This is a genomic window from Agrobacterium sp. ES01 (assembly GCF_050320885.1).
Taxonomy (GTDB): domain Bacteria; phylum Pseudomonadota; class Alphaproteobacteria; order Rhizobiales; family Rhizobiaceae; genus Allorhizobium.
Genome location: NZ_JBNQTH010000001.1, coordinates 1,110,620 through 1,123,313 on the forward strand (window position 1 = coordinate 1,110,620; position 12,694 = coordinate 1,123,313).

General features: G+C 57.9%; 10 protein-coding genes. 2 read left to right on the forward strand and 8 right to left on the reverse strand.

What is annotated here, in order from left to right; all coding sequences use genetic code 11:
* Window positions 1–86: 86 nt before the first annotated feature.
* The 8 genes from ACQQ2Q_RS05495 to mscL form a co-directional block, all read right to left on the reverse strand.
* Complete coding sequence (locus ACQQ2Q_RS05495) at window positions 87–1,364, reverse strand: glycosyltransferase family 2 protein (protein WP_428186009.1); 1,278 nt, start codon at window positions 1,362–1,364, stop codon at window positions 87–89.
* 156 nt (window positions 1,365–1,520) lie between these two features.
* A complete protein-coding gene (locus tag ACQQ2Q_RS05500) occupies window positions 1,521–2,750 on the reverse strand; it encodes a methyltransferase domain-containing protein (protein ID WP_428186010.1) in 1,230 nt (409 codons plus the stop codon).
* Window positions 2,747–3,310: a dTDP-4-dehydrorhamnose 3,5-epimerase family protein gene (locus ACQQ2Q_RS05505; RefSeq protein ID WP_428186011.1), complete on the reverse strand. Its 564-nt coding sequence runs from the start codon at window positions 3,308–3,310 to the stop codon at window positions 2,747–2,749. The genes ACQQ2Q_RS05500 and ACQQ2Q_RS05505 overlap by 4 nt, the downstream gene beginning before the upstream one ends.
* Entirely contained in the window at window positions 3,307–4,386 is a 1,080-nt protein-coding gene (rfbG, locus tag ACQQ2Q_RS05510; protein WP_428186490.1) for a CDP-glucose 4,6-dehydratase, read from the reverse strand. The genes ACQQ2Q_RS05505 and rfbG overlap by 4 nt, the downstream gene beginning before the upstream one ends.
* Window positions 4,387–4,388: 2 nt before the next feature.
* Window positions 4,389–5,159 carry a glucose-1-phosphate cytidylyltransferase gene (rfbF, locus tag ACQQ2Q_RS05515; protein WP_428186012.1) on the reverse strand — a complete coding sequence of 257 codons (771 nt, stop codon included), beginning with the start codon at window positions 5,157–5,159 and terminating at the stop codon, window positions 4,389–4,391.
* A 212-nt stretch (window positions 5,160–5,371) separates the two neighbouring features.
* Window positions 5,372–6,406 (reverse strand): UDP-glucose 4-epimerase GalE, encoded by a 1,035-nt coding sequence (gene galE / locus ACQQ2Q_RS05520; protein ID WP_428186013.1) that lies wholly within the window; start codon window positions 6,404–6,406, stop codon window positions 5,372–5,374.
* 178 nt (window positions 6,407–6,584) lie between these two features.
* Entirely contained in the window at window positions 6,585–7,754 is a 1,170-nt protein-coding gene (locus tag ACQQ2Q_RS05525; protein WP_428186014.1) for a pyridoxal phosphate-dependent aminotransferase, read from the reverse strand.
* A 133-nt stretch (window positions 7,755–7,887) separates the two neighbouring features.
* Window positions 7,888–8,313 carry a large conductance mechanosensitive channel protein MscL gene (mscL, locus tag ACQQ2Q_RS05530; RefSeq protein WP_428186015.1) on the reverse strand — a complete coding sequence of 142 codons (426 nt, stop codon included), beginning with the start codon at window positions 8,311–8,313 and terminating at the stop codon, window positions 7,888–7,890.
* Between the two features lie 210 nt (window positions 8,314–8,523).
* Here mscL and ACQQ2Q_RS05535 point away from each other — a divergent pair, with 210 nt between their 5' ends.
* Together ACQQ2Q_RS05535 and ACQQ2Q_RS05540 are read left to right on the forward strand one after the other, a co-directional pair.
* Window positions 8,524–12,033, forward strand: a complete 3,510-nt coding sequence (locus ACQQ2Q_RS05535) for a hybrid sensor histidine kinase/response regulator (protein WP_428186016.1) — start codon at window positions 8,524–8,526, stop codon at window positions 12,031–12,033.
* Window positions 12,034–12,186: 153 nt separating this feature from the next.
* Complete coding sequence (locus ACQQ2Q_RS05540; RefSeq protein ID WP_428186017.1) at window positions 12,187–12,624, forward strand: FKBP-type peptidyl-prolyl cis-trans isomerase; 438 nt, start codon at window positions 12,187–12,189, stop codon at window positions 12,622–12,624.
* Window positions 12,625–12,694: the final 70 nt, after the last annotated feature.

Below are 12,694 nucleotides of genomic sequence, written 5' to 3' on the forward strand. Positions count from 1 at the left end.
CAAGGTCACAAGCGAGCGCGGTGTCCCCGCTCGCTTGTTCATTTCAAATCAAACACCTTGTGCGACTGTCTCGACGAATGACCGGATCAGGCCACGCGTGCCGGGGCATCGACCAGTGTACGGGACTGCCTCCCCACCTGCTGGACGGTTTGCTCCCAAGGATACTTCAATCCATCCGCAGCGACTTCCACCATGTCCAGCGACGGAGTAATCGATTCGATGATGTCGTAAAGCTGCTCCGGCGTTTTAATGCCGGCAATGTCGCTTCTCAGGTAGATGCCGTCGTCGCTCGATCCGGTAACCAGCAGACCCTGCATGCGATCGCGGAATTCCGGTTTGAAAAACTTGAGAAATTTGCCACCTTTCCAGCGCGAAAACGCATCGTCGTAATTGGCTTTCACGGTGTCAAATTCCTCGCGGTCTGCGAAGCCTTCGGTGTTGCGCGCACAGGTCTTGGTAAACTCGATTTCCCAGCCGCTGTAATGGCCATCGTATTTTGACTTGTACCACTGCTGCACGATCGCGATTGCCGCTGTCACACCGTGATCCGACGTGAAGGGAAAGTCGTTTTGATCGATGTCCTCGTCAGTATTTCGCCCGACCTCTCCGAAGAACTGAGCGCTTCTCTGCTTCGCCACGGACAGCCTTGATACGGCGTAAGAATTGCTTTCGGGGCAACTGCCCATGATGGAAATGGGACGCTGGCAATAGGCGAAATGCTTGGCGATCGTGATGGCTTTCATCGCGATGTCATAGTCGACCATCGGATTCTCGAAGAATTTTCCTGTAACGGCCTTGATCTTATCGAGCAGTGACCGGCTATAGGCCGAATGATAGAGGGAGTAACCGGAGGTCGGTACCGTGCGCGCGCCGACCCAGCCGAACATGCGCTTATATGGCTCATCCCGCGGTACTTTGACGGTGAAGCTGTTGTAGGGCACAAAAACATTGGTCAGGTTTGGATTGTCGCCGGGCCATGTGTAGGAAATCACGCCCCATGCGAAGGCTTCGATCTCTGGATTGACCGCAAGGATCCGATCGAGCAGGTCGGCTAGTTTGGGATCGATGAAGTCGTCGTCGCCAATGATGCTGACCCACGCGCCCGTTGCGGCTTCGAGCGTGCGCTCCCAGTTATCGATCATTGAGAGTACGCGATCCTCGGACGGCAGATAAACGATGCGCGGATCGTTCTTCAGCTCGGCCATATAATCATTCATCACGGAGGGATCGTCAGAATTGTCGGCGAAGACAAATTCAACGCCTTCCGGGGCGCGGCGCAGCAGACCCTCGATGGTCTTCTGGAAGTAATACTGGCGATTGCGCGACGGTACGCAGATCGTAAGTCTCGGCTTGATGGCTGCCATCTGGGTTCTCCGTTCTGGCCCTTCTCCGGGCAAGCTCCGGCCGCGACGCGGCGCTTTGAGCGGATTATTTCGACTTTGCGACCGTATCCGGCTGCATGACCTTAACCTTGGCAGGGAGCCCCTGCCCTGCCTTCTCGGGATCGTTCATCTCATTCGTCAGGCATGCACCGTCAATCTCGGTATCGCCGTCACGAACATCCCACCCCAATCGGCTATATACGAAAGCTGTTGCTTGATTTCGCTTTGCAGATTCCATGGCAATATCACCACCCTTTGCGGTTTTTGCGTTTTCAGCGCCTCTTCGGAGAGGATGGGAATTCGGCTGCCGGGCAGATACATGCCCTGCTTTGCAGGATTCTTGTCCACTGCGAAGGACAGTAAATCTCTCTTCACCCCTGCGAAGTTGAGAAGTGTGTTGCCCTTGGCGGCGGCTCCGTAGGCTGCGACCGACAGGCCCTCGCGCTGGCAGTCAATCAAGAACTCCAGAAACGCGTTGCGCACACGCTGTGCCTCGGCCTGGAAGCCGGCGTAGAAAGCGGGATCGCGCATGCCCGCTTCTTCCTCACGTTTCAGCAGGGCCGGAACGCGATCGGTTGTCTGATGCGCCGCATGGTCGGTGCGGCATGCAAATACCCTGAGGCTTCCGCCATGCCAGGGCGTCGTCTCGACATCGAAGACGGTCAACCCATTGCCTGCCAGGATGCGTTCAACAGCCAGAAGCGAGAGATACGAATAGTGCTCATGATAGGCGGTATCGAACTGTGCCTCCGAGACCATGTTCAAAAGATGCGGAAACTCGAATGTCGCCACACCTTCGGGCTTCAAAAGATGGGCAAAGCCGGCGACGAAATCGTTGATGTCGGGAACATGGGCCAGAACATTATTGGCAGCCATCAGGTCGGCGGACCAACCCTCGGCAGCAAGAGACTCGGCAAGCGCAAGACCGAAGAACTCCTCACGGATTTCTAGACCTTTTTCACGCGCGGCGGCGGCTGTGCTGGCCGTCGGCTCGACACCGAGGCAGGCGATGCCGCGTTCCTTGACGAATTGCAGCAGATAGCCGTCATTGGCCGCAATCTCGACGACGCGGGCATCGATTCCAAGTTCGAACCGCTGCACCATATCGGCGACATAGGTCTTTGCATGGGCGAGCCACGAGGATGAAAAGGAACTGAAATAGGCGTAATTCTCGGAGAAGAAGGTTTCGCGCGCGGCGAAGTCTTCCGTCTGCACCAACAGGCAGTCATCGCAAACCCGGATGACCAGCGGATACCAGGTATCAGGTGCGGCCAGATCCTCCGCCCGCACATAGGAGTTGGACGGCGGAGCAGTACCGAGATCGAGAAAAGGGCGCATGCGCCCGGACTGGCAATGACGGCACTTCATGCGGCGATCCCCACATAATCAGATCCGAGGGGAGCATGGGATGCGTCGCGAGCCGAGAGATTGGCAACCGGCAGCGGCCATTCGATACCGAGTGCCGGATCTTCACAATGCAACCCGCCTTCAGCCTCAGCACTATAGGGTGCCGAATGGGCGTAGATCATGCGGACATTGTCGGTGAGTGCTTGAAAGCCATGCGCGCAGCCGTTCGGGATGAGCAAAGAGCAATCATTGTCGGCGCTCAATTCAACTGCAGTGTGCTTGAGAAATGTCGGCGATCCCTTACGCAGATCGACGGCGACATCCAGAATTGCGCCTGCCGTGCAGGTGACGAGCTTGATCTCGGTAAAGGGCGGATTCTGGAAATGCATACCCCGCACGGTGCCTTGAAAGCGGGTACCGGTTTCGTTGATCTGCTCAACGGTTCCGACCCAGCCAGCATCGCACAGATCGGCCGGCGAGAACAGGCGCGTCAGGAAGCCGCGCTCATCGGCCAAGCGCGCGCGCTTGAGGATAAACACGCCTTCGATCGCCGTTTCGATGATGTCAAACCGCTTGCTCATACCGCACGGCGCTCCATCGTTTTGAAGGTCGCGTTGTAAGCGGCGATATCCTTGAGACAAAGATCCATCGCCTTCTCGCCATTGGCCAAGCCGCGATACCAATCCATCGTGTTCAGCAGTGTTTCACCGAGGTTCCAGCGTGGATGATATCCCAGTTCCCGTGTCGCCCTGGTGGAATCGAGCATGAGATAACCGGCCTCATGCGGTCCTTCCTCGGCGTCGCTCAGATCGACGTCGCCCGCGCCATAAGCGTTGCGTGCCAGTTCCAGAATATCGCCGACACTTGCCGCCGAAGCGTGATCGGGGCCGAAATTCATGGCTCGGACAGAATGCGGTTCATGCCAGAGGCGCTCGGCCAGCAGCATGTAACCGTATAGCGGCTCCAGCACATGTTGCCAGGGACGGATGGCTGCGGGACGGCGAACTGCCAGTTTCTCGCCTTTGCTCCAGGCCCTGATCGCATCCGGGATCAGCCGATCGTCTGCCCAATCTCCGCCCCCGATCACGTTGCCGGCGCGCGCGGTGGCGACGCCAATATTGCGAGCAGCGAAGAAGGAGGAACGGTAGCTTGCCGTAACGATCTCGGCGGCTGCCTTGCTGGCGCTGTAGGGATCATGGCCGCCGAGCGGATCCGTCTCGACAAATGCCTGTCCGTTTTCCGGATTTTCATAGACCTTATCGGTCGTCACCACCACGATGGAGCGCAGATCCGGCACATCGCGAAGGGCATCAAGAAGGTTTGCTGTGCCTTGCACATTGGTTTCATAGGTGCCGACTGGATCGCGATACCCTGCGCGCACCAGCGGCTGGGCTGCCAGATGGAAGACGATCTGCGGATGCGTAGCCCTGACGCGCTTTCCCACCGCGTCACGGTCGCGGATGTCGCAGATGCCACGTTCATCTGTCGGGTTGCCATCAAGCAGTTGATAGAGCGATGGATCGGTGTCCGGTGCAAGCGAGAGCCCGGACACCTGGGCGCCGATCTCCTTCAGCCACAGACCGAGCCAGCTTCCCTTGAAGCCGGTATGCCCTGTGAGGAGAACGCGTTTGCCACGCCAGAAGCCGGTATCCGACATGCTCACCACGTCTTCCAAGGCGGGTTGCCTGATTGCCAGAGACTTTCCAGATGGTTCTTGTCGCGCAGCGTATCCATGGGCTGCCAAAAACCTTTGTGGAAAAAGGCCTTTAGCTCGCCATCGCGAGCTATTCCGGTCAGTGGCTCGCCTTCCCAGCTGGCCTCATCGTCTGGAATGCGTTCGATCACCTTGGGCGAGAGGACGAAGAAACCGCCATTGATAAAGCCGCCTTCGCCTTCCGGCTTTTCGACAAAGCCCTCAACGCTGTCACCGTCCAGCTTGAGCGCGCCGAAGCGGGCTGGCGGGTGGACTGCAGTGACTGTCGCCAGTTTGCCATGGCTCTTGTGGAAGCGAATTGTCTCGCCAATGTCGACATTGCTGACGCCATCGCCATAGGTGAAGCAAAAGGCTTCCTCGTCCCTGAGGTAGGAGGCTACACGCCTGAGACGTCCGCCGGTCATTGCAGTCTCGCCGGTGTCGACCAGTGTCACACGCCAGTTTTCCGCACTTTGGCGGTGAAACTGCAAACGGTTTTCTGCCAGATCGAAGGTGATGTCCGACATATGCAGGCCGTAATTGGCGAAATATTCCTTGATGAAATAGCCCCGAAAACCACAGCAGATGATGAAATCGCGGATACCGTGATGGTGGTAAAGCTTCATGATATGCCACAGGATCGGTCGTCCGCCGATCTCGATCATCGGCTTTGGCTTGAGATGCGTTTCCTCAGCAATACGCGAGCCGAGTCCGCCCGCCAGGATAACCGCCTTCATGCCGTCACCCTACGGATCACATTCACGAGCGACCGCTCGGGACCGCCCTGCGCTATGGTACTGCTTTCAAACGCCATCAAACCTTGCCTGCTATTGGCCTATTAGAAATGCAGGTTACAAGGCGAAGCTGTTGTCAAACTTGACGCCAAACGTGTAACGGCCCAGCAATTGGAAGCCGGGCCGCACAGAATGCCAAAACCATTGTCATCAAATCAGAAGGCGCTTGCTGCCAGTTTGCGCTGAAGCATGGCAATATCCTGAAGTTCAGCGCCACTCAGTCCGCGCTGCCATTCCAGCGCCGAATTCACGATGAAATCCAGATTTCCATGAACCGGCACCCATCCAAGTTTCGTGCGGGCAAGCGTCGCGTCGGCGACCACGAATGCCGCATCACCGGGCCGGCGCGGCGCATAGTCTATGCGAATGCTGTTGCCGGATGCGCGCTCCACCGCATGCAGCACATCGAGGACAGAAAAGCCCTGCCCGTAGCCGCAATTGGCGATCAGTGGCTCGCCACCGGACTGCAGATAGGCCAGCGCATCCAGATGGGCGGCAACCAGATCACTGACATGGATATAGTCGCGCACACCGGTTCCATCCGGGGTCGCATAATCGGTGCCATAGACGCTGATCTTTTCCCGTTCGCCGAGGGCCGTTTCGCAGGCGACCTTGATCAGGTGCGTGGCATTGCGGGTGGACTGACCCGTACGCCCCTTCGGATCGGCACCGGCGACGTTGAAATAGCGAAGAGCCACGTAGCGCAGGTCATAGGCGTTGGCGGCATCGCGCAGCATGAATTCCGTCATGAGTTTCGACTGCCCGTAGGGATTTTCCGGGCGCGGGGTTTCCGTCTCACGAATGGGCCTGGTGTGTGCAGGGGTGCCATAAACGGCGGCGGTCGATGAGAAGATGATCCTGGTAACGCCCGCCTCGACCATTGCAGACAGCAGCACACGGGTATTGCCTGTGTTGTTGTCGTAATAGTCCAGCGGATCGCTGACGGAATCCGGCACGACGACGGACCCGGCAAAGTGGATGACCGCATCAATCGCGTTTTCAGCAAAGATCTGCTTGAGAACGGAGCTATCGCCGATATCGCCCTTGTAGAAGCGCGCCTTCGGCGCCACCGCCCAGCGGAAGCCCGTCGACAACCTGTCGACGACGACCACGTCGTGTCCCTGATCCAGAAGCGCCCATACCATGTGGCTGCCGATATATCCGGCGCCGCCTGTCACGAGTATCGCCATGTCCCTGCTCCCGCGTTTTGCATAACAGCGGGATCACACCACAGGCGTCTTTCGCAATCTTTATTGAAGACGATTATCTATCTGTTTTTACTGACTTAACTCGAACTAAAGTTACCATGCAGTTGACAACAAACTTCAAATTTTATCGACCATCGTACTGTCGTCGCGCAGCGCCCTGTCATAGCGCCAAAACGTAGCGGCTCAGCCTCTCGGCTGCATCCTCGATCTGGAGAGGATTGCGCAGGAAGCAGGCTCTCAAAAACTCTTCGCCACCGAAACCAAAGGCGGTTCCAGGGGCCAGCCCGACGCCAGTCTTGTCAACGATATCCAATGCCGCCCGGCGGCTGTCTGTCACGCCGTCGATCTTCAGGAAGGCGTAAATGGCCCCTTCCGGTTTCAGTGTTTCGACACGGTTGGTGGCAATCAGGGCGTCGCAGAGAATGTCGCGCGATGTCCGGGCGCGCTCAATATTGGCCTGAATGAACCCGTCGCCATGGTCGAGAGCGGCAACGGCACCGCGCTGCATGAACTGGGCGACACCTGACGTTGCATACTGAATCAGGTTTTCCAGCACCTGCCCGGTTTCCGGCGGCGCCACGATCCAGCCAACTCGCCAACCGGTCATGGACCAGTTCTTGGAAAAGGAATTGGTAAAAAGGATGCGGTCGTCCTCGTCCTTGATGTCCATGAAGGACGCGGCGCGCGTGGCAGATCCGTAAGAATAGAGCGCGTAGATCTCATCCGCCATGATCCAGAGGCCATGCTTGCGGGCCAGATCAAGAATCGCCTGCAGATCCTCCCTCGTCGCGGTCCAGCCGGTTGGATTGGACGGCGAGTTGATGAACAGCGCCCTGGTCTTTGGCGTGATTGTGCTTTCCAGTTTGGCGATATCGAGGTTCCAGCGGCCATCGTGGAATTCAAGCGGCACAGCGCGCGAATGGACGCCGGCCAATTCGATGGCAGCGACGATATTGGGCCATGTTGGGGTGAGATAAATCATCTCGTCGCCGGGTGCGGCGAGTGCCTGGACGGAAAGTGCTATCGCCTGCATGCCAGAGCCCGTGACATAGAAATGGTCGGGCGAGAGTGTCTGGCCAAAATGGCGGGCGTAGTAGCGCGACAGAGCCTCGCGCAGCTCGGGAATACCGCGCTGCCATGTGTAGAATGTCTCGCCGCCGATCAGTGCGTCGGCCGCCGCGCGATTGATGAAATCCGGGCTCGGCAAATCCCCCTCGCCTGCCCAGAGCGGCAACAGGCCATCGCGTCCACGGGCATAGTTCATGATTTCGACAATGCCGCTTTCGGGTGCGGCAAGGGCGCGGGGGCTCAGGCTTTCGAGGATGGTCATCAGGGACAGGATCTCCGTTTGGCACCTCATAGCCGAGATTGCCCGGAAAATCCTATGACAAAGCGTGAGAGACTGATCGATTCTGGTGATGATCCGGCTCGACACCAAGCCGAGCCGGGACGACGTGTTGGAACTAGCGGGTTTTCAAAAGATCACGAATTTCGGTGAGCAGCATGATGTCGGCCGGAGGTGGCGCTGCCTTTGCCGTTTCCATTTCCTTCTTGTCCAGCGATCCGCGCATCTTGTTCACACCCTTAACGAGCAGGAAGATGATCCAGGCGAGGATGAGGAAGTTGATCAGCACCGTGATGAAGTTGCCATAGGCAAACACAGCACCCTGCTCGCGGGCTGCCTCAAGGGTCGCGGCGGTGACATTGGCCGACAAGGGCAGGAAGTAATTGGAAAAATCGAACCCGCCGAAGATGACGCCGACAAGCGGCATGATGATATCATTGACGAGCGAGGTAACGATCAGGCCGAAGGCACCGCCGATGATGACGCCGACGGCCAGGTCCATGACATTGCCGCGGGCGATAAAAGTTTTGAACTCATTCAACATTTTCTGTGTCCCCATTGGAATATGCTGGCCGCGCGATGCCGCTGCGACATGTCAGCATCCTAATATGCCCGACGGAGAATGGAAGGTGGAATTTCGCGCCTCGCGCATGCTGTTTTATTTCGACTTTAGGAGAAGACAGCAGCGATTTTCAATAGATTACATTTGCCATAGACTGACGCAGAGTTGGATTGCCGTTGCGAGGGAGGGCGCGTGCTTCCAGGATGGATCATCATCTCGTCTGCCGTTGCCTATCTGTTGCTGCTATTTGCAGTGGCAAGCTATGGCGACAGGCGCACACGCCTCAGTGGTGTGCCGGCCAAGGGCCGGCCGATCGTCTATGCGCTGAGTCTGGCCATCTACTGCACGTCGTGGACCTATTTCGGCGGTGTGGGTCTGGCGGCGGAACGCGGACTGGAATTTACCGGCATCTATATCGGCCCCATTCTGGTGTTTACGCTGGGAATGCCATTTCTTCGACGCCTGATCGAGGTGGCCAAGGCTGAAAAGCTGATTTCGGGTGCCGATTTCATTGCCGCTCGCTACGGCAAGAACCCGATCGTGGGCATGCTGGTGACGCTGATCTCGCTGGTTGGGACCATTCCATATATCGCCCTGCAACTGAAGGCGATCTCATCCTCCGTTTCGGCGATGGTCGATCCATCCGAATACGGGATTGGCACCGGCAACCTCTATTTTATCGACCTGCCGCTGGTGGTTGCGCTTTCGCTTGCGTGCTTTGCCGTCATCTTCGGTACGCGACACACCGACGCCACGGAGCATCAGGACGGCCTGATCCTGGCCATTGCAATGGAATCGGTCGTCAAGCTGCTCGCATTCTGGACGCTCGGCATGTTCGTGCTGTTTGGACTGTTCGACGGGGTGTCGGACCTTCTGGCCAAGGCGAGCGCTTCCACGGAAGTGATGTCAGCACTTTCGCATGAGACACCAATCAGCCGGTGGGTGCTGCTGATTGCCCTTTCCGCCTTTGCCGTCGTGATGCTGCCCCGACAGTTTCATGTGACGGTGGTGGAGAACCGCACGCCACAGGAACTGCGCCTGGCCGGCATATTGCTTCCGCTTTATCTCGTGGCGATCAATATATTCGTTCTGCCGGCTGCAATCAGCGGAATTCTGACCTTTGGCGGCGGAGGCGATGCGGACCTTTATGTGCTGTCCTTGCCACTCCATGCGGAAATGCCGTTCATTTCGCTGATCACCTTTCTCGGCGGCTTTTCAGCGGCGACGGCCATGGTGATCGTTGCCTCGGTCGCACTTTCGATCATGGTCTCGAATGACATCGTGCTGCCGGTCTTCCTCAGGCAAAAGCTGATCGGCAAACACAGCCATCGATCCGATTTCGCCCGCCCGCTCCTGCAGATCCGCCGCACGGCGATCTTTGCCATCATGCTTCTGGGCTATGCCTATTATCGTTCCGCTGACAGCACGTCGGGCCTTGCGTCCATCGGTCTGTTGTCCTTCGCGGCCATTGCCCAGATCGCGCCTTCGCTGATCGGCGGTCTGATCTGGCGTCGGGCCAATGCCAGGGGTGCGATCGCCGGGCTTTCCACTGGCTTCTTCGTGTGGTGCTACCTGCTGTTTCTTCCCAGTTTCGGAACGGACAACAACACCCATGTGGCTTCGGCTGTCCTGTCTTTCCTCTTTCCGGGAACCGGCCTTTTTGATGCTGAGGGATCCGATCCTTTCGTCAACGCCACGCTTTTGAGCCTGATCATCAACACAGCTGCCTTTGTGCTCGGGTCGCTCAGCCGCAATCCGCGCCCGGTGGAGCGGATACAGGCGGGTATCTTCGTGAAACGACACCCGCGCTCGCAACTTGCCGCACGCGGGTGGAAAACGCGGGTGAGTGTCGGCGATCTGAAGGCAGCCATCGCGCGTTATCTCGGCGATGAACGCATGCAACGTTCGATGCGCAGCTATGAGCAGGCCAGCGGACGGCGGCTGGACGATGACATGGCCGCCGATATGGCGCTGATCCATTTCTCCGAGCAATTACTCGGCAGCGCCATCGGATCGTCATCGGCGCGTCTCGTGCTGTCACTCATCTTGCAAAAGGCGGAAGACACCTCCGCCGATACCGCCTGGTTGCTCGATCAGGCCAGCGAAGCGCTGCAGTACAACCAGGATATGATGCACACCGCGTTGTCGCAGATGGATCAAGGCATTGCCGTGTTCGATGCCAACCACTGCATGACGATCTGGAACCGCCGGTTCCGCAGTCTGCTGGATCTGCCCGAGCATGTTGGGCAAGTCGGTTTTCCACTCACGGATATTCTGGCAATCCTGTCTGCCCGTGGCGACCTTGACAGCAAGGAGGAAGCGCAGATCCTGCAGACGTTCCAGACGTTCGACAAGCCTTTCCGGCTGTCGCTTGGTAACGGCGCGCGGATTGTCGAGGTACGCTCCAACGCCATGCCGGACAGGGGCATCGTTGCCACCTTCACCGACATTTCCTCGCAGGTTGCGGCGGACCAGGCGCTGAAGCAGGCGAATGAGACACTGGAACAGCGTGTGAGCGAGCGTACAGCCGAACTGACATTGGTCAACCATGCCCTGGCCGAGGCAAGGGCGTCTGCCGATGAAGCCAATATTGGCAAGACACGTTTCTTTGCGGCTGCCGGCCACGATATTCTCCAGCCACTCAACGCGGCGCGTCTCTATTCCTCATCTCTGGTCGAGCGGCTGGGCGTATCGGACGACAGCGCGCTGGTGCGCAATATCGATTCAGCGCTGGAGTCGGTAGAAACCATCCTGGGTGCTGTTCTCGATATTTCGCGGCTCGATACCGGCGCCATGAAGCCGCGATTGGCGACAGTGCCGCTGCAGCAATTGCTGGAACGGATCGAAACCGATTTCCAGCCCATTGCGCGAGAGAAGAACCTCAAACTCGTGGTCATGCCGACCTCCCTCAGCGTGCGATCCGACCCCAATCTTTTGCGTCGACTGATCCAGAACCTGGTTTCCAATGCCATCAAATACACGCCTGAGGGCCGCGTGCTGGTTGGCGCGCGTCGGGATGGAAAAAGCGTTATCATTCAGGTGATGGATTCCGGCATTGGCATTCCCTCGTCGAAGTTCCGGACTGTGTTCAAAGAATTCGCGCGTCTGGATGAGGGGGTAAAGACTGCCTCGGGCCTTGGTCTCGGTCTATCCATCGTGGATCGCATTTCGCGTGTGCTCAACCACCCGGTGAAGCTATCCTCCACGCCGGGAAAGGGCACGACGTTCCGCATTCACATGCCACTCGATCAGAGCATGCCCATGCAAGCCGGCGGCGCAGACAAGCCCGTGACGGACCGCCTGCCGCAATCGCTCAAGGGCTTTCGCGTTGTTTGCATCGACAACGAGGAAAAGATCCTGGAGGGCATGAAGCTTTTGATTTCGGGGTGGGGATGCAGCGTGGATTGCGCGGCATCTGTGGAAGCGCTGGATCAATATTTCGAGGGGCGCTCGTCACCGCCCGATGTGGTCATTGCCGATTACCATCTGGGGGACGGCAGCGGAATCGGTGCGATCTTGCGTTTGCGAGCCCATTACAAACAGGACATACCGGCGCTTCTGATTACGGCGGACCGCACGCAGGATGTGCGCAGCGAGGCGGAAAAGCACAATATCGCCATCCAACACAAGCCGGTGCGGCCAGCAGCACTGAGGGCCTATCTCACCCAATTATCCGGACTTAAGCGCACTGCCGCCGAGTGAAACAAGCGGCAAAAAGGACCCGTAATTTGCAATCACGGACACGACTGCCTAAATTGACAGTGCTTGTGCCTCGAGAGGTGCAAATTCATCCGACGCCACGTCAGGCATGTCGTGGCGACCACAACTCTCCATTCCAGCCACAAGGAAAAGACGATGACACAAGCCAAATCCGGTGACACCGTCCGCATTCACTATATCGGTAGCCTGACGGACGGCACGACGTTCGACAGTTCACGCGGGCGTGACCCGTTGCAGTTCCAAGTCGGTTCCGGCCAGATCATTTCCGGCCTTGATCGCGAAATCGATGGCATGGAACTCGGTGCCAAGCAGACTGTCACAGTACCCGCTGACGATGCCTATGGTCAGCGAGATCCCAACCGCGTTCAGACTGTTCCGCGTGCGGCCATTGCGCCCGAAGTATCGCTCGAGCCCGGCCTTCAGCTTCAGGCCCAGAGTGCAGCCGGTACGCCTGTCACCGTTGTGGTAACGGAAGTTGCCGACGAAACGGTGACCGTCGATGCCAATCATCCGCTTGCGGGTCAGGATCTCGTGTTCGAGGTCGAACTCGTCGAGATCGTCAAAGCGGCCTAATATCCAACACCAGCGGCTGCACTGTTTTGCGTGTGGCCGCTGCCTGTTCTACACCTCTCGCAATCTATTT